The following is a 17434-nucleotide window of genomic DNA, read 5'->3' as shown; positions in this document are numbered from 1 at the left end:
TGCTGAGTCAACGTGACTAGACGCGGAAAAATCGTCTGTACGCTTGGCCCGGCCACCTCCACGGATGAGCAGGTCAAGGCACTCGTCGATGTAGGGATGGACGTGGCGCGGCTGAATTTCAGCCATGGCGCCCACGCCGATCACGAAATCGCCTACAAGAGGGTGCGCGCGGCCTCCGATACCACGGGGCGAGCCGTGGGCATCATGGCTGACCTGCAGGGACCCAAGATCCGGCTCGGCCGGTTCGCAGACGGCCCCACTGTGTGGGTGGCAGGCGAGACGGTGCGGATCACCGTCGAAGACGTCGAGGGCACCCATGACCGGGTTTCGACCACCTACAAGGCACTCGCCAAGGACGCGGCAGAGGGTGACCGCCTACTCGTCGACGACGGCAACATCGGCCTGACGGTCGACCACGTCGACGGCAACGACGTCGTCTGCATCGTCACCGAGGGTGGCAAGGTCAGCAACAACAAGGGGTTGTCGCTGCCCGGCATGAACACGTCGGTGCCGGCGATGTCGGAGAAGGACATCGACGACCTGAAGTTCGCCCTGCGCCTCGGCGTCGACATGGTCGCGCTGTCGTTCGTGCGTTCGCCCGCCGACATCGAACTCGTTCACGAGGTGATGGACGAGATCGGCAGGCGCGTGCCCGTGATCGCGAAGCTGGAAAAGCCCGAGGCCATCGAGAACCTCGAGGCCATTGTGCTGGCGTTCGACGCCATCATGGTCGCTCGCGGTGACCTCGGCGTGGAGTTGCCGCTGGAGGAAGTGCCCCTGGTGCAGAAGCGCGCCATCCAGATGGCCAGGGAGAACGCCAAGCCGGTGATCGTCGCCACCCAGATGCTGGAGTCGATGATCGAGAACTCCCGGCCGACGCGCGCCGAGGCGTCCGATGTGGCGAACGCCGTGCTGGACGGTGCCGACGCGGTGATGCTGTCCGGCGAGACGTCGGTCGGCAAGTACCCGCTGGAGGCGGTGAGGACGATGGCGCGCATCGTCACCGCAGTCGAGCAGAATTCGACGGCCGCGCCTCCGCTCACCCACGTACCGCGCACCAAGCGGGGCGTCATCTCCTATGCCGCCCGCGACATCGGTGAGCGGCTGGACGCCAAGGCCCTCGTCGCCTTCACGCAGTCGGGTGACACGCTCAAGCGCCTGGCGCGGTTGCACACGCCGCTGCCGCTGCTGGCGTTCACGCCGCTGCCCGAGGTCCGCAGCCAGTTGGCCCTCACCTGGGGTACCGAGACATTCATCGTTCCGCACATCCAGACCACCGACGGCATGATCCGCCAGGTCGACGAGTCACTTCTGGCGCTCGGCCGCTACAAGCGTGGCGACCTGGTGGTCATCGTGGCTGGCGCACCGCCGGGGACAGTAGGCTCGACCAACCTGATCCACGTGCACCGGATCGGCGAGGACGACCACTAGGGGAGACAACGTGCCGGCCGGTTTCGATGAGCGCTTGCGCGAAGAGCGATGAGTCGAGACCTCGAGGAGCTGCTGTCGGTACTCGACCTCCACCGCGTCGACGAAGACACGTTCACGGGCTCGCATCCGAGCAAGAACCCCATCCGCACGTTCGGCGGCCAGATGATGGCGCAGGCGTTCGTCGCGGCCAGTCGAACTCTGAAGCACGACCTGCCACCGAGCACCCTGTCGGTGCACTTCATCGCGGGCGGTGACCCGCAGCGGAATCTCGACTTCAACGTCGTGCGGCTTCGCGACGAACGCCGCTTCGCAAATCGGCGGGTGGACGTCATGCAGGGTGACGCGCTGCTGGCGTCGGCGTTGGTGTCCCACATGGCGGGAGGGCGCGGTCTCGAACACGGTGTCGAAGCACCCGACGTGGCGGACCCGCTCTCGGTTCCTCGGATCGAGGACCTCCTGGTCGGCTACGAGGAGACGGTGCCGCACTTCGTCGCCGCGCTCAAGCCGATCGAGTGGCGCTACACCAACGATCCGGCGTGGGTGATGCGGGACAAGGGGGAGCGACTCGCCCACAACCGGGTGTGGCTCACGGCCAAGGGCGAGATGCCCGACGACCCGGTGATCCACGCCGCCGCGCTGGTGTACTCGTCGGACACCACCGTGCTCGACTCGATCATCACCAGCCACGGCCTGTCGTGGGGGTTCGACCGCATCTTCGCCGCCTCGATGAACCACTCGGTGTGGTTTCATCGCCGGGTGCACTTCGACGAGTGGGTGCTGTACTCGACGTCGTCGCCGGTGGCCGCGGAGTCGCGGGGGCTGGGCACCGGACACTTCTTCAACCGGGAGGGGCTGGTGGTGGCCACCGTCGTTCAAGAGGGAATCGTCAAGTACTTCCCAGGGTCGGCTGCGTCGTCGGGGTCACGCTGAACCTCTTCTGAACCTGGTCGAGCCACTTGTCCGTGCAGCCGTTCATCGCCTGCTGATCATTTCCGGCGCGCACCGCGCAATCCAGATACTCCGTGCCGCCGACGTCTCGCCACGCGAACCACCAGATCACCACGAAGGCCAGCGACACGACGACTGCCAGGACGCCGAGTGCGATTCCGGCAGTGGCGATTCCGCCGTTGTCGGCCTCGCCCCGCGACGCCCGCCCGCGGCCGAGGAGTCCGAGGACGACCGCCAGGACGCCGCAGCCGATGCCGCCAAGGACCGACCAGCAGAGGGCGAGCCCGACGATGGCGAGGACGAGCGCCGCCGTGCCCAACCCGTTCTTGCGGGCGAAGCCGATTCTTGGGCCGGTCACGATCGCCGAGGGTAGTCGCTGCCAGCCAGGGGGACCTCGAGGTCGAGCACGGGACACGAAAGGCCAAGCGGCAGGTGATGCGTCGCGACGACGACCGTGCGAGTCGCTGGGAACAGTCCGTCCTCGGCGAGGAGTTCTCGCAGGATCCGTTCCGCGTCCGCCGCGTCGAGGTGTTCGGTGGGTTCGTCGAGCAACAGGATGGGAAGGTCGCACACGATCGCACGGGCGAGTAGTAACCGACGCCGCTGGCCGGCCGAAACCGATGCGGCACCGCCCGTCATCAGCGTGGACAGCCCGCCGGGCAGGCTCTCCAGCCAGCCTTGGAGCCCGACGGACCGTAGTGCCGCGGTGAGTTCGCGGTCGGTGGCGTCGCCACGGGCAACGAGCAGGTTGTCGCGCACGGTGGTGTCGAACAAATGCGCGTCCTCGGCGAAGAAGCCTACGGTCAAGGGGTTTCGGTGTTCTGCGGCGATCGCCATCAGGGTGCTGGTCTTACCGCATCCGCTGGGGCCGACGACGGCCAACCGGTCACCGCCGCGAACGCCGGGTGCCCTCATCGGAGGTCGAAGTCGCGTCGTCGGATCGGGCGCGGTGAGGCCGAGCAGTCGTCTGGCGGCGATGCGGCCCCGGGTGAGTTGAATTGCGGCGGCAGGAAGCGCGGTGGTGGCCTCGAAGGCCGACAGCGGTAGCAGCACGAGGATGGCCAACGTGGTCGGGGCGAGTACCGGTGACAGCGAGATCGCGACGACGACGGCGCCAAGGACGGCGGCGCCCATCGCCGCCACCGGTGCGGCTGCGCCGAACGCGGCGGGCAATGCGGCCCGGTCTGCGGCGCCGCCCCAGTCTCGCTGCCTGCGGGATGCCTCGGAGATCACTTCGTCGAGCCGGCCGGCCACCCTGAGCTCGGGTGCATGTTCGAGGGCCAGCATCGTGGATGCATCGCGCGCCGAATGGTGTCGCACGGCAACGTCTTCGGCGGCGGTGGCGGCGCGCGCGGCCAGCCACGGAGCGATCACCCCGGCGACGAGGAGGCAGACGAGGAGCACCGCGCCTGCGGCGGGCGAGATGACGGCGATGACGATCACGGACGCGGTGGACAGAACGGTGGCGACGGCGATGGGGAGCACCGCGCGGACCAGCACGTCGGACAACTCGTCGACGGAAGCCCCGACGCGGGACGCGATGTCGCCATCCGACAACCGCATGACGGTGTCGGCGGGCCCATCGGCCAACCTGCGGTAGAGATGCGCCCTGGCCGTGCCCGCGGCGCGCAGGGCGGTGTCATGCGAGGCGAGCCGTTCGCAGTAGCCGAGCACGCCGCGCGAGATGCCGAGGGCCCGCACCGCCACCACGGCCACGCTGAGATCGAGAATGGGCGGCATCTGCCACGCCCTGGCGATCAGCCATGCCGAGACTCCCGCGAGCGCCAGCGCGCTGCCGAGTGCGAGTACGCCGAACGCCACGGCCATCGCCAGACGTGGCAGCCGGGGGCGCAGCAGCAAGAGGCCGGCGACCAACGGATCAGTGCGGGACAAGGCTGTCGCTCCCGACCTCGATCACGCGGTCACCGATGGCACGGACCGACTCTCGGTGACCGACCACCACGACCGACGCGCCCTCGCGGGCCATGTCCCGGATCGACTGCAGGACGAGGGTTTCGTGCACCTCGTCCAGGTGTGCCGTCGGTTCATCGAGAAGCAGAACCGGCCGCTTAGCACCGAAGGCCCTGGCCAGGCCGAGTCGCTGACGCTGCCCCAGCGACAGGCCGGTGCCGTCCCGGCCGAGCACGGTGTCCATGCCTTCGGGAAGGTCTTCCATGACGTCGTCGAAACCCGCTCGGCGACAGGCGGTCTCGAGGTCGTCGATCGAGCCGAGCAGGTCGAGATTCTCGCGCACGGTACCGGCCACCAACGCGGGTCGCTGCGGCAGCCACGCTACCCGCTCCCACCATGACCGAACGTCGATCTCGGTGACGTCGTCCCCGCCGATCAGCACACGGCCCGACGTCGGTGCGACGAGGCCGAGGATGGCATGCAGTGCGGTCGACTTGCCCGCACCGTTGGGTCCCGTCAGGACAGTCACCGTCCCCGGTTCGATTTCGGCGGACAACCGCTGTGGGGCGTCACCGCTCCGGCTGGTCACGCTGACGTTCTGCAGGCGGATCGACGTGCTGGCGGGGGTCCGAGTTCCGCGGTGGGTCGTTGCGGTGTCGCCCAGCAGTGCGTTGGACTTCGCCGCCGCGGTCTTGCCGTCCTGTGCGGCGTGAAACTCGGCGCCGACGCGGCGCAACGGCCAGAAGACCTCGGGGGCCAGAAGCAGCGCGGTGAGGCCAGCTGCCAGTTCGACTTCGCCGTACACGAGTCTCAGCCCGACGCTGACGGCGACCAGGGCGACTCCGAGGGTGGCGAGGAGTTCGAGCACCAGCGCCGACAGGAACGTGATCCGCAGCGTCGCCATGGTCGAACGCCGATGGGCGTCGGCGAGTTTGGTGATGCGGTGCTCCGGTCCGTCGGCACGGCCGAGTGCACGCAGGGTGGGAATGCCGGAGATCAAGTCGAGTAGTCGCGACTGCAACGTGGTCATCGCCTTCAGCGACGCCGCGGAGCGTTCGGCGGTGACGAGGCCGATGAGCACCATGAAGAGGGGGACCAGCGGCAGCGCGATCACGACGATGGCGGCTGCCTGCAGGTCGTAGAAGGCCATCGTCGCGACCGCGGCGGGGGTGAGGACGGCGGCTTGGACCACCGCAGGCAAATAGCGCGTGAAGTAGGGGCGCAGGCCGTCGAGGCCATGCGTCAGGAGCACCGTAGCCTCGTCGCGCCGGGCATTGAGTTCACGCGGCGGGAGCGCTGAGACCGCTGTGAGCAGCCGCCGGTTCAGATCGGTGATCGTGGCGGTGGCTTCGCGTTGGCTCAACCGAGCCTGCAGCCATTGCGCCAAGACACGAATGGTCCACAGCGCCACGAGAACCGATAGAGAGGGCACCCAGTTGTTCAGTGTGCGGGCGGCAGGATCGGTGACGAGGCCCGCGAGTACGTGCGCAAGGATCACGGCACCGGCGATTGCCGCGCCCGTGGTGACCACGCCGCAGCAGACCGATGCGGCCAGATGGCGCCGCGTCACCGCGGGAGACCGATCGGTGGCGGGATCCGGGCGGCGGCGATCCGTTGCCGAAACACCCAGTAGGTCCAGGCCTGGTAAGCGATCACGAGCGGCGCGAAGATCAGGGCCGCCCATGACATGACCTTCAGGGTGTACGGGGAAGACGACGCGTTGTGGGCAGTGAGGCTCCAGTCCGGGTTCAACGTCGATGGAATCAGATCCGGGTAGAGCGAGCCGAAGAGCAGGATCACCACCGCCGCGACCACGGTCGCCGTGCAGCCGAAGGCCCAGCCGTCACCGCCGCGGCTCCACACCAGCATGACGGCCGAGATCTGTGCGACGACGGCGACGCCGAGCACCCACCAGGTCCAGTCCTTGCCGTGCGCGAGTTGGGTCCACGACCCGAAGCCGGCCACCACGATCGTCACGGGCAGCGCGAGGCGGCCCGCGAAGCGGACGGCGTCGTCGCGGACGGCGCCCTCGGTCTTCAGTGCGACGAAGACGGCGCCGTGGAACGCGAAGAGTCCGGCGGTGGCAAGCCCGCCGAGGAGGACGTACCCGTTGAGAAGATCGGTGACGGACAGCTCAATCTGCTTGTGCGCGTTGACGGGCAACCCGTGAACCAGTGCAGCGAACGCGACGCCCCACAGCACGGCGGGCAGCCAGGAACCGACCGCGATGGCGCCGTCGGCCCAGCTGCGCCACTTGGTGTCGTCGATCTTGCCGCGCCATTCGATCGCGCAGATGCGGACGATCATGGCGACGAGGATGGCCAGGAGCGGGAGGTACAGACCCGAGAACATCGTCGCGTACATGTCGGGAAACGCCGCGAACATGGCACCGCCCGCGGTGATCAGCCACACCTCGTTGCCGTCCCAGACGGGTCCGATGGTGTTCAGTACGGCCCGTTTGTGTCGTTCGTGCTCGCCGGCCGGAGCCCGGCGCCCGAAGAATTCCATCAGCATTCCGACGCCGAAGTCGAAGCCCTCCAGGACGAAGAAGCCCAGGAAGAGTGCGGCAAGGGCGATGAACCAGAAGTCCTGCAATCCCATGTCGGCCTCCTCAGTACGCGAACGACAGCGGCGCCACGTCGTCTTCCCCTGGCGGGGTGGGGGGCGCCGGCTCGGCGTCGTGCTCGAGGGGACCCTCGAGCACGTAGCGCCGGATCAGCCAGAACCAAATGCACGCTAGCGCCGCGTAGAGCAGCGTGAAGACGATCAAGGACGTCAGCACCACACCCGCCGAGTGGCTGGAGACACCGTCTGCCACGTTCAGTCGGAGCATCAGGTCTCCGGTCGGGTTGGGCACCACCACCCACGGTTGCCTGCCCATCTCGGTGAACACCCACCCCGCACTGTTGGCGAGGAACGGAGTCGCAACGGTGACCAGAGCGAACCAGGAGAACCAGCGTTGGTCGGGGACGCGCCCCCGGCGGGTCAGCCACAATGCGACCATCGCGAAGAGGACTGGCACGGCCAGCAATCCGATCATCGCCCGGAACGACCAGTAGGTGACGAAGAGGTTGGGCCGGTAGTCACCGGGTCCGAACTTGACCTCGTCCTGGGCCTGGAGGTCCTTCACGCCATCGAGGGTCACGCCGTCGAACCTGCCCTCGGCGAGGAACGGCAGCACGTACGGCACCTCGATGAGGTGGGACACGCTGTCGCAGTTGTTGTGCGTTCCGATGGTGAGGATGGAGAAGTCGGGGTCGGTCTCGGTGTGGCACAAGGATTCCGCCGAGGCCATCTTCATCGGCTGTTGCTGAAACATCAGCTTGCCCTGCGCATCACCGGTCAGGCCAAGCGCGCCTGCCGAGATGAGTGCGACCAGGCAGCCGAGGATCGTGGCGGGCCGGTACATCGTGCGGGCCTCTTCGCTGTCGCGAGCCCGCACCAGCCACCACGCGCAGACGCAGGCAACGAACGTTCCGGCGGTCAGGAAGGCCCCGGCCACCGCGTGGGAGAACGCCGCAGTGGCAGTGTTGTTCGTGAAGAGTCCGACGATGCTCGTCAGCTCGGCGCGCCCGGTCTCTGGGTTGTAGCGGGCGCCGACGGGATGCTGCATCCACGAGTTGGCCGCGATGATGAAGAAGGCCGACGCGTTCACTGCGACGGCCACGACCCAGATGCACGCCAGGTGCACGAGTCTGGGCAGACGGGTCCAGCCGAAGATCCACAACCCGATGAACGTCGACTCGAAGAAGAAGGCGACCAGGCCCTCCATGGCCAGTGGGGCGCCGAACACGTCGCCGACGAACCGTGAGTACTCGCTCCAGTTCATCCCGAACTGGAACTCCTGCACGATCCCGGTCGCCACGCCGAGGGCGAAGTTGATGAGGAACAACTTGCCGAAGAAACGGGTCAGGCGATACCACGCGGTGTTCCCGGTGATCACCCATGCCGTCTGCATGACGGCGATGAGCGGCGCGAGGCCGATGGTCAGCGGTACGAAGATGAAGTGGTAGACGGTCGTGATCCCGAACTGCCACCTCGATACGTCGAGTGCGTTCACGTCCACCATCTCCCCGGGGCTGCCGGTATCAACTACGACATAGCGTAGTAGATACTTCGCCGCCAGGCCAGGACATATTTCAGGTGCCGGCGCCCTCGGACTTCGTCGGCTCGGGGGTCGACGCCGGCGTGGGGTCGACGGACTCGTGGGTCCTGGCCTCGGACACCAGATTCGTCGCTCTGCGAATCGCGAACGCCGACACGACCTCCATGACGCCGATGACGATCAGCCAAATGCCCACGACGAACGCCAGCGTGCCGATCGAATCGAACGGCGAAGCCAGAACGACGACGCCGGCGATCAAGCTGATGATGCCGACGAAGGTGTTCCACCCGCGGCCGGGAAGCGTCGGGTCGCTGATGGCCGACACCGTCGTGGCCACGCCACGGAAGATGAAGCCGACGCCGATCCAAATGCCCAGCAGCAGAACAGCATCGCCGAGATGCCGGAACGCCATGATCGCCAGAATCAGCGAAGCGGCGCCGCTGATGAACAGCAGTACCCGCCCGCCGGCGGACACCTGCAGGCTGAACGCGAAGAAAACCTGCTGGATGCCGTTGACCAGGAGGCAGGCGCCGAAGAAGATGGCTGCGATCACGATCGAGATCGCGGGCCACACCACGATGGCGATGCCAAGGGCGACTGCCAGCAGACCCGACACGGCGGCCGATTTCCACAGGTGCGGCAACAGACTTGGGGGCGTAGGGGTCGTCACCGGAGGAAGTGTCGCACAATGCCCCCTGGTCGGACCATGATTCACCGGCGTTGTCGCTTCGGACAGCGCGGATCGGAGACCAGCGTTAAGTTTCACCTACTAGAGCGCAGCCTCCCCGCTAGTGTTCCCTTCACGTCGTCGCCTCGTTGAAGAGTGAAGGCGGCCCGATGCAGAAAGTAGGGGCAACGTGTCGATTGGGTGTCAAGAACATACGCGGAAGAAGTGGTGGCAAATGGCCGTGGCCGTAGCCGCGGCCGGAACCATGGTCTTGTCGGGGTGCGCGAAGAATCAGGACACGAGCGGGCCGACGACCAGCACGACGGCCGCCTCGGCCGAGAAGGTCGATTCCATCGCAAATACCGTCCCCGAGGCCATCAAGTCCTCGGGCAAGTTGATCGTCGGCGTCAACGTTCCCTACACGCCCAACGAGTTCAAGGATCCCAGCGGCAAGATCATCGGCTTCGACGTCGACCTGATGAACGCCATAGCAGGGACTCTGGGGTTGACCCCCGAATACCGCGAGGCCGACTTCGCCAAGATCATTCCCTCGATCCAGGGCAACACCTTCAATGTCGGCATGTCGTCGTTCACCGACACCAAGGAGCGCGAGGCGTCGGTCGACTTCGTCACCTACTTCTCGGCGGGATCTTTGTGGGCGCAGCGCCCGGGGACGGCGATCGATCCCAGCAACGCATGCGGAAAGAAGGTCGCCGTTCAGGCGACCACGGTCCAGGAGACCGATGAGTTGCCCGCGAAGAGCAAGGCGTGCACCGATGGCGGCAAGCCGGCCATCGAGATCCTGAAGTTCGACGGTCAGGACCAGGCGACCAACGCCGTCATCCTGGGGCAGGCCGACGCGATGTCAGCGGACTCCCCGGTGACGTCGTATGCGATCAAGCAGAGCAACGGCAAGCTCGAACAGGCCGGCGAGATCTTCGACTCGGCACCATACGGCTGGCCGGTGGCCAAGGGCTCGCCGCTCGCGCAGTCCCTGCTACAGGCCCTGCAGCACCTCATCGAGACCGGCGCCTACAAGCAGATCGCGACCAACTGGGGCGTCGAGCAGGGCATGATCGACAAGCCCGTGATCAATGGCGCGGTCAGCTGAATCGGAACGACTAGTGACTGTTGACGCACCGCCGCCACCCGACGCGCCGCAAGGTATCGACGCGATTCCGCTGCGCCATCCGTGGCGCTGGGTGGCGGCGGCCGTCATCGTCGCCCTGCTCGGGCTCTTCCTCTATGGGGCCGCCACGAACAAGGCGTACGGCTGGTCGACGTACTCGAAGTACCTGTTCGACGCCCGCATCTCGGCTGCCGCGTGGAACACGTTGCAGCTGACCATCTATTCGATGGCGTTGGCGTTGGCGATCGGCGTCCTCCTCGCCGTGATGCGGTTGTCGCCGAACCCGGTCTTCAGGTCGGTGGCATGGGTGTACCTGTGGATCTTCCGCGGCACCCCCGTCTACGTGCAGTTGGTGTTCTGGGGCCTGTTCCCGACGATCTATCAGAACATTCAGCTGGGCGTGCCGTTCGGACCGTCGCTGCTGCACGTCAACCTGCAGGGTCTCTCGATCAGCTTCATCCTGGCGACCGTCGGCCTCGGCCTGAACGAAGCGGCCTACATGGCCGAGATCATCCGCGCCGGTATCAGCTCGGTCCCCGAGGGCCAGACGGAGGCGTCGACCGCGCTGGGGATGTCATGGGCGATGACCATGCGGCGCACCGTTCTTCCCCAGGCGATGCGGGTGATCATCCCGCCGACCGGTAACGAGTTCATCAGCATGCTGAAGACCACGTCACTGGTCACCGCGGTGCCCTACAGCCTGGAGTTGTACGGTCGTGCCCGCGACATCGCTGGAGTCATCTTCGAGCCGATCCCACTCCTGCTCGTCGCGGCGACCTGGTACCTGGCCGTCACCAGCGTTCTGATGGTGGGCCAGTTCTACCTGGAGCGGTACTTCTCCCGAGGCGCGTCGCGCAAGCTCACCACCAAGCAACTGGAGGCGCTGGCCAAGGCGCAGTTGGGAGAGGCGAAGGGATGACCGATGTCATGGTCCGCGCCGAACAGGTATGCAAGAGCTTCGGAGCGCTGAACGTCCTCAAGGGCGTCACGTTGGAAGTGAAGCGCGGCGAGGTGTTGTGCATCGTCGGCCCGTCCGGCTCGGGTAAGTCAACCTTCCTACGCTGCATCAACCATCTCGAGCAGGTCAACGCGGGCCGGCTCTACGTCGACGGTGATCTGATCGGCTATCGGGAGCGGAGCGGCAAACTTCACGAGATGGCGCCGCGCGACGCCGCCAAGCAGCGCCGCGACATCGGGATGGTCTTTCAGCACTTCAACCTGTTCCCGCACCGCACGGCGCTGGCGAACATCATGGAGTCCCCGATCCAAGTGAAGGGCGTCAAGAAGGCGACGGCACTCGCGCGGGCCCGCGACCTGCTGGACCAGGTCGGGTTGTCGGAGAAGGCCGAGGCCTACCCCGCGCAGCTGTCCGGCGGTCAACAGCAGCGGGTGGCGATCGCGCGCGCCCTGGCAATGGACCCGAAGCTGATGCTGTTCGACGAACCGACCTCGGCGCTCGACCCCGAGCTGGTCGGCGAAGTGCTGGGGGTGATGAAGAAGTTGGCGTCCGAAGGCATGACGATGCTCGTCGTGACCCATGAGATGGGTTTCGCGCGCGAAGTCGCAGACCAGCTGGTGTTCATGGACGGCGGCGTGATCGTCGAGAGCGGCGACCCGCGCGAACTGTTGAGCAACCCCAGGGAAGAACGCACGAAGGCCTTCTTGTCCAAGGTGATGTAGTCCCATGCCGGCGGCACCCACACCCGACCCCGCCACCCCGCTGTGGCGGGCCGCGCAGGTCTTCCGGCTGCTGAGTTGCCTGTACGCGCTGGGCTTTCAGATCGCCGTCAACGACGACCTCGACCGGCCTGCGATCGGGTGGGCCCTGTTCGCGGTGCTGATCTCGTGGAGTGTGGCGTGCGCGGCGGCGTACCTGCACGGCTACGGGCGGCGCCGCGCCTGGGTGCTCGCCGAAGTGCTGGTGGTCGTCGGGTTGATGCTGTCCACCGACATCGTCGCGTCCGACCAGTGGGCGCTGGACAACCAGTCCTGGCCGACGACGTTGTGGGCCACCAACGCCACGATTTCGGCGGCGATCCTGCTCGGACCGCTGGGGGGCATGGTCGTCGCGCTGGTGGTGACGGCTGCCAGCGCGGCGCTGAAGGGCTACGTGAGCTTCGACGTCGGACGCAACGCCACCGTCGTGATTGAACTGGCCGTCGGCCTGGCGATCGGCCTGGCCGCACAGACGGCCCGACACGCCCACGCCGACCTGCAGCGAGCGGCGAGACTGGCGGCGTCACTCGAGGAGCGGGAGCGGTTGTCGAGAGAGGTGCACGACGGCGCGATCCAGGTGCTGGCGCTCGTTGCCCGGCGCGGGCGCGAAATCGGCGGTCCGACAACCGAGTTGGCCGAACTCGCTGGCGAACAGGAGCGAGCGTTGAGGCGGTGGGTGAGTGACGCCGGCGCCCGGTTTCCGGAGGGCACCGAGACGGATCTGGTTCCGGTGCTCCGCAGTCGCGCGTCCGATCGTGTATCGGTCAGCCTGCCCGCCAGCCCGGTCCTAATCGACCCGGCCGTGGCCACCGAGGTCGAGGCGGCCGTGACGAACGCCTTGGACAACGTCGTCGCACACGCGGGTGCGGGCGCACGTGCCTTCGTTCTGCTCGAGGATCTGCAAGACTCGGTCGTGATCAGCGTCCGTGACGACGGAGTGGGGATTCCGGCGGGCCGCCTGCAGGAGGCCGTCGAGGAGGGCCGCGTGGGTATCTCCAAATCCATTGTGGGACGGCTGAATTGGCTGGGCGGCACTGCGCGCCTGAGTACGGAGCCAGGAAGGGGGACCGAGTGGGAGCTGACCATTCCACGTTCACCGTGATGGTGGTGGACGATCATCCGATCTGGCGCGACGCGGTGGCCCGCGACCTCGAGGGGGAGGGGTTCACGGTCGTTGCCACGGCCGACGGCGTCGGCTCGGCGCGACGCCGCGCGGCGGTGGTCAAACCCGACGTGGTGGTGATGGACATGCGCCTCTCCGACGGCAACGGCGCAGGCGCGACCGCGGAGGTGCTTACGGTGTCGCCGGCATCGCGCGTCCTGGTGCTCTCGGCCTCCGACGAACGCGACGACGTGCTCGAGGCGGTGAAGGCCGGCGCCACGGGCTATCTGGTCAAGAGCGCGTCGAAGGGCGAACTCGCCGACGCGGTCCGCGCCACCGGCGAGGGGCGCGCGGTGTTCACGCCGGGCCTTGCGGGACTCGTCCTTGGTGAATACAGGAGGATGGCGCACGCTCCGGGGGAAGTGGCCACGCCGAGCCTCACCGAGCGCGAGACGGAGATCCTGCGGTACGTCGCGAAGGGGCTGACCGCCAAGCAGATTGCCGAACGCCTGTCGTTGAGCCACCGCACGGTCGAGAATCACGTGCAGGCGACGTTCCGCAAGTTGCAGGTGGCCAACCGCGTCGAGCTGGCGCGTTACGCCATCGAGCACGGCCTCGACGAATAGCGCAGTCGGGTAGTAATACTCATCCGGACGTGCGCCGATGCTGCCACCATGGCGAAATGACCGAACCGGATCAGGCCATCATCGCCAGGCTGTCGTCGGACGTCACCGTGATCGGCGCGTACCTGGCGAGGGCAACCTCGGACTTGGTTCAGCTCGAACGCATAGTGGCTGAGCGAACGGCCCAGCCTCAGCTCCAGACCCAGCCGTGGCCCCAGCCATGGCCGGCTCCCACCTACCAGCAGCCTCCGACGGCCCAGCCCGCCATGCCTGCGCAGCATCCGACCCCCTCGGGGTCACGGTCGGACGGTTGGATCGGCAAGGCGCTCGCGGTCGCCGGCGTCGCCGTCACGCTCGTCGGCGTAGCGCTTCTGCTCGTCCTCGCCGCGCAGGCCGGGATTCTGCGCCCCGAGGTACGGGTCGTCGCTGGCGCCGCTCTCGCCGCCGGACTGGTGGGTGCCGCATGGCGGCTCAAGCAACGGCCCGGTGGCCGCGTTGGTGCGATGGCGTTGGCCGCCACGGGCATTGCGGCCGCATACATCGACGTCATCGCAGTGACCACCGTCTATGACTGGGTGTCGCCGCCCATCGGACTGGTGATCGCGGCCGTCGTCGGCTGCACGGGTCTGTTGTTGGCCCGCCGGTGGGACACCGAGCATCTCGGCCTGCTGGTGCTGGTGCCGCTCATCGGCCTCGCGCCCGTCGTCGCCGACGGATTCACTCCCGTGCTCGTCGGGTTCATGCTGGCGCTGAGCGCCGCGTCCGTGCCGGTGCAACTGGGGAAGGACTGGGTCGGCATGCACGCCGCGCGCATGGCGGCCAGCACGCTGCCGCTTCTCGTCACACTGGCTCTCGAGCAGTCACCCCTTTTGGCCGTTGCGTGTGTCCTGGCGGCGGTGCTGGCGATCGGCAGCGCGCTGATCCTGCTGCGCTACACGAAGAACGCGGTGGCGATGACGCTACTGAGCGCAGCGGGGACGATGCCCGTGCTGGCCGCGTCGATGGCCGTCGACAGGATCGTAGCGGCACTGCTGGCCGCCGTGCTCGCCGCGGTGCTCTTCGTGGTCGTGCTCTTGGGTGACCGCCTACCGATGGTCACTGCGCCCGTGCGGACGGTCTGGTCGGCGCTGGCGGCGGTCTCGGCCCTAGTGGCCGTGACGGTCGCGTTCGACGGCCCGGTGGCCGGACCCGTGCTTCTCGCGATGGCGGTAGTCGTGGCGGTGGCGGGTCGTGGCAACCGGGTCGCGCGTTGGTGCGCAATGGGATTCGGTGTCGTGGGTGGGTTGTTCTACCTCGCCTACGCTCCGCTGACGACACTGGTCTGGGCAACGGCACTGAGCACTCCGATCGCCGTGTCGACGCTTATCGCCAGCGTGCTCGTGGTGGCCTTTGCCGCCACCGTTGCGTGGTCGTGGCGGGCGGACTGGTCGTGGGCGACGGCGGCGGTGGTCGCGCTGTACGGAATCACGAAGTTCGTGGTGACGGCCGGTGTGCTGTTGGGCGGTCAGACCCAAGGCTTCTTCGCCGGGCACGTCGTGGCCACGATTTGTTGGATCGCGTTGGCCGCAGGCGTTTTTCGCTATGCCACGAGGGTCCCTCGGGCACGGCGCTCGTTGCCGATCGGCGGCGGTATGGCCGTCGTCGCAGCCGCGATGGCCAAGTTGTTCCTCTTCGATCTCGGAACATTGGACGGCATCTTCCGCGTGGTGGTGTTCATCGTCGTGGGACTGGCGTTGCTGGGCATGGGTGCGGGTTACGCACGGCTCCTTGCCCAGCAGGACGATCGCGAGCCGCAGACCTAGCAGGAACTGCCCTCCGTGACCCATCACGAGACGGAAATGCGAGTGCCAGAGCGCGCGGTGGCGCGACGCAGGACGGCCCCTGAACGATGAACCCCGTCTCGTTCGTGCAGCAAATACTTGCAGCAGGCGCTCGGAGCTACTTCGACGCGTTCTCGTTCCACCCGGACAACGACCCGATTCCGTTCTCGGGGAGCTGCCCCACTTGCCCGCCGACAGGCGTGGATTGCGGAGCATCCGTCGACTCCCACGCAGCCGACCAACCCGACGGGCCCGGCACCCCCGTCGACCAGATTGCTGCGTTCGTGCATGCGTCGCAGCACCTCTATCAGCAGTTCGTCGACGCTGTCGCAGCGGCGATGTCGAATTGGCCAGCCTCCTTCAGCGCTCCCGCGGCAACCACCGACGCGGTGCCGCTCGTAGTGAAGGCAGCCTCCGTTGAAACCCGGGAACCGCGACCATGTCGGCGGAGTCGGCCGAGGTCGCCGACGGTTCCGCCAAGCGCGGGGAGAACGGCAATCTCAGCAAATGACGTGTTGTAGATCTGACGGACTTCGAGCACAGCGGTCGTCACTGCGGTGCCACGCCAAGTCCGGTATGCCACTAGGGTCAAATAGTGCGATTGGCAATCGGTTGGGCGCCCATGCAGACCATTGGAAGACCAGAATCGGGGCAAGAACTAGGGGGCTACTGCAGCCGGAGTCATGCCATGAGATTCGTAGAGCCGGCGGGGTTGCGCCACGCCGTGACCCCAGCAAAGAGGCTCGAGATCGACCATCTGTCCACCACCGGCAACGCCGCGGGGCCGACGAGAGCCATGACACGGTGAGCGTCTCGCCAGACATCGACATCGCCAAACTGCCTCTGCCCCCAAAGAATCCACTTCCGTATCGGCGACGCGCCAAGGCACTGCGGTCCTTTCACACCGGCATGGACGAGCTGCGTGACGCCGGCGGTCCAATCTCGCGCTTCCGCCTCGGCCCGTCGTGGCTTCTGCCGCCGATGGTGCTGGCCACCTCACCCGAGGGCATCCGCGACATCCTGGCGGTCAAGGACGACTCCGTCGACAAGACGTCTCTGGTCCTGTCCGAGTTCCGGCGGGTGATGGGCGCCAACCTGTTCGATCTGCCCTATGTGGAATGGCTGCCGCGCCGACGGACGTTGCAACCCGTCTTCACCCGACAGCACGTCCGCGCCTTCGGTGGGCACATGGCGGAAGCCGCGGAGTGGGTCGCGGCCGGGTGGGCCGACGATGCCGTGGTCGATCTCAACGATGAGTGCCGCAGGTTGACGCTCAGCGCCCTGGGTCGCTCCGTGCTGGGTCTGGACCTCACTGATCACGTCGCAGACATCGCCGAGCCGCTGCGCGAGGCGTTGACCTACATCGCCGACCGATCGTTACGTGCCGTGCGGGCTCCACGCTGGCTTCCGACCCGAGCGGGGCGTCGGGCGCGGTCGGCCAGTGCCACGTTGCACCGGCTGGCCCACGACATTCTCCGCAAGTGCCGTACCGACCCCGAGACGGATGCGCCACTGGTGCAGGCTCTGCTGGCTGCCACCGATCCGGAAACCGGAAAAGCACTGTCCGATGACGAGATCGCCGACGAGTTGATCGTCTTCCTCTTCGCCGGACACGACACCACCGCGACCACTCTGACCTACGCGTTGTGGGCGCTGGGTCGCCATCCAGACATCCAGGCACGCGTGGCTCGGGAAGTGGCCGCGCTGCCCGACCGGGCGCTGGAGCCCGACGACGTGGCCCAGTTGAGCTATACCGTGCAGGTGCTCAAGGAGTCGCTGCGGCTGTGCCCGCCTGGGCCGACCGGTAGCAGAATGGCAACCCGCGACGTGGTCGTGGGCGGTTACCGGGTCCCCGCAGGAACGATGTTGATCGTCGGGCGGCTGGCCGTGCAGCGCGATCCCACACTGTGGAGCGACCCGCTGTCGTTTGATCCCGATCGCTTCGGGCCAGAGCAGAGCCGCGACCGTAACCGCTGGCAATA

General features: G+C 67.1%; 15 protein-coding genes. 9 read left to right on the top strand and 6 right to left on the bottom strand.

Annotated features, from left to right (window positions below; translation table 11 throughout):
- Window positions 1-12 precede the first annotated feature (12 nt).
- Both pyk and QOI01_RS31780 read left to right on the top strand, forming a co-directional pair.
- On the top strand, window positions 13-1431 hold the full coding sequence (pyk, locus tag QOI01_RS31785; RefSeq protein ID WP_526387504.1) for a pyruvate kinase: 1419 nt from the start codon (window positions 13-15) through the stop codon (window positions 1429-1431).
- 48 nt (window positions 1432-1479) lie between these two features.
- The gene (locus QOI01_RS31780; protein WP_526387502.1) at window positions 1480-2361 is read left to right on the top strand and encodes an acyl-CoA thioesterase II; all 882 of its coding nucleotides are present in this window, start codon (window positions 1480-1482) and stop codon (window positions 2359-2361) included.
- On the opposite strand, the gene QOI01_RS31775 is transcribed toward QOI01_RS31780, so the two are convergent.
- From QOI01_RS31775 to QOI01_RS31750, 6 genes are all read right to left on the bottom strand, one after another.
- Window positions 2318-2737: a DUF4190 domain-containing protein gene (locus tag QOI01_RS31775; RefSeq protein ID WP_526387501.1), complete on the bottom strand. Its 420-nt coding sequence runs from the start codon at window positions 2735-2737 to the stop codon at window positions 2318-2320. The two genes, QOI01_RS31780 and QOI01_RS31775, sit on opposite strands and share 44 nt — an antisense overlap.
- Entirely contained in the window at window positions 2734-4206 is a 1473-nt protein-coding gene (locus QOI01_RS31770; RefSeq protein ID WP_526387518.1) for an ATP-binding cassette domain-containing protein, read from the bottom strand. The genes QOI01_RS31775 and QOI01_RS31770 overlap by 4 nt, the downstream gene beginning before the upstream one ends.
- Before the next feature lie 52 nt (window positions 4207-4258).
- The gene (cydD, locus tag QOI01_RS31765; RefSeq protein WP_526387499.1) at window positions 4259-5974 is read right to left on the bottom strand and encodes a thiol reductant ABC exporter subunit CydD; all 1716 of its coding nucleotides are present in this window, start codon (window positions 5972-5974) and stop codon (window positions 4259-4261) included.
- Window positions 5857-6891: a cytochrome d ubiquinol oxidase subunit II gene (cydB, locus tag QOI01_RS31760; protein ID WP_526387497.1), complete on the bottom strand. Its 1035-nt coding sequence runs from the start codon at window positions 6889-6891 to the stop codon at window positions 5857-5859. Before cydB ends, cydD begins: the two co-directional genes overlap by 118 nt.
- Before the next feature lie 10 nt (window positions 6892-6901).
- A complete protein-coding gene (locus tag QOI01_RS31755; RefSeq protein WP_526387495.1) occupies window positions 6902-8350 on the bottom strand; it encodes a cytochrome ubiquinol oxidase subunit I in 1449 nt (482 codons plus the stop codon).
- A 79-nt stretch (window positions 8351-8429) separates the two neighbouring features.
- Window positions 8430-9065: an HdeD family acid-resistance protein gene (locus tag QOI01_RS31750; protein WP_526387493.1), complete on the bottom strand. Its 636-nt coding sequence runs from the start codon at window positions 9063-9065 to the stop codon at window positions 8430-8432.
- Window positions 9066-9297: 232 nt separating this feature from the next.
- Here QOI01_RS31750 and QOI01_RS31745 point away from each other — a divergent pair, with 232 nt between their 5' ends.
- The 7 genes from QOI01_RS31745 to QOI01_RS31715 all read left to right on the top strand — a co-directional run.
- A complete protein-coding gene (locus QOI01_RS31745) occupies window positions 9298-10173 on the top strand; it encodes an ABC transporter substrate-binding protein (RefSeq protein WP_526387491.1) in 876 nt (291 codons plus the stop codon).
- The gene (locus QOI01_RS31740) at window positions 10157-11110 is read left to right on the top strand and encodes an amino acid ABC transporter permease (RefSeq protein ID WP_526387489.1); all 954 of its coding nucleotides are present in this window, start codon (window positions 10157-10159) and stop codon (window positions 11108-11110) included. Before QOI01_RS31745 ends, QOI01_RS31740 begins: the two co-directional genes overlap by 17 nt.
- Before the next feature lie 8 nt (window positions 11111-11118).
- On the top strand, window positions 11119-11871 hold the full coding sequence (locus QOI01_RS31735) for an amino acid ABC transporter ATP-binding protein (RefSeq protein ID WP_526387516.1): 753 nt from the start codon (window positions 11119-11121) through the stop codon (window positions 11869-11871).
- A 4-nt stretch (window positions 11872-11875) separates the two neighbouring features.
- Window positions 11876-13009, top strand: coding sequence for a MacS family sensor histidine kinase (gene macS / locus QOI01_RS31730; RefSeq protein WP_526387487.1), 1134 nt, complete (start codon window positions 11876-11878; stop codon window positions 13007-13009).
- Entirely contained in the window at window positions 13009-13635 is a 627-nt protein-coding gene (locus QOI01_RS31725; protein ID WP_526387514.1) for a response regulator transcription factor, read from the top strand. Before macS ends, QOI01_RS31725 begins: the two co-directional genes overlap by 1 nt.
- Before the next feature lie 56 nt (window positions 13636-13691).
- Window positions 13692-15434, top strand: coding sequence for a DUF2339 domain-containing protein (locus tag QOI01_RS31720; RefSeq protein ID WP_526387485.1), 1743 nt, complete (start codon window positions 13692-13694; stop codon window positions 15432-15434).
- Between the two features lie 822 nt (window positions 15435-16256).
- A partial coding sequence (locus QOI01_RS31715; RefSeq protein WP_526387483.1) for a cytochrome P450 occupies window positions 16257-17434 on the top strand: 1178 nt, incomplete at its 3' end.

The organism is Mycobacterium sp., assembly GCF_032162605.1.
GTDB lineage: Bacteria > Actinomycetota > Actinomycetes > Mycobacteriales > Mycobacteriaceae > Mycobacterium.
Note: the sequence above shows the minus strand (reverse complement) of the source record. Positions and strands in the feature narration are given on the sequence as shown.

Coding starts and splice junctions, on each gene's coding strand:
- cydB (WP_526387497.1), bottom strand. CDS start 6,891: ATGGGATTGCAGGACTTCTGGTTCATCGCCCTTGCCGCACTCTTCCTG.
- QOI01_RS31720 (WP_526387485.1), top strand. CDS start 13,692: ATGACCGAACCGGATCAGGCCATCATCGCCAGGCTGTCGTCGGACGTC.
- QOI01_RS31780 (WP_526387502.1), top strand. CDS start 1,480: ATGAGTCGAGACCTCGAGGAGCTGCTGTCGGTACTCGACCTCCACCGC.
- QOI01_RS31725 (WP_526387514.1), top strand. CDS start 13,009: ATGGTGGTGGACGATCATCCGATCTGGCGCGACGCGGTGGCCCGCGAC.
- QOI01_RS31745 (WP_526387491.1), top strand. CDS start 9,298: ATGGCCGTGGCCGTAGCCGCGGCCGGAACCATGGTCTTGTCGGGGTGC.
- cydD (WP_526387499.1), bottom strand. CDS start 5,974: ATGGGCGGCCCTGATCTTCGCGCCGCTCGTGATCGCTTACCAGGCCTG.
- QOI01_RS31735 (WP_526387516.1), top strand. CDS start 11,119: ATGGTCCGCGCCGAACAGGTATGCAAGAGCTTCGGAGCGCTGAACGTC.
- QOI01_RS31770 (WP_526387518.1), bottom strand. CDS start 4,206: ATGGCCGTGGCGTTCGGCGTACTCGCACTCGGCAGCGCGCTGGCGCTC.
- macS (WP_526387487.1), top strand. CDS start 11,876: ATGCCGGCGGCACCCACACCCGACCCCGCCACCCCGCTGTGGCGGGCC.
- QOI01_RS31740 (WP_526387489.1), top strand. CDS start 10,157: ATGGCGCGGTCAGCTGAATCGGAACGACTAGTGACTGTTGACGCACCG.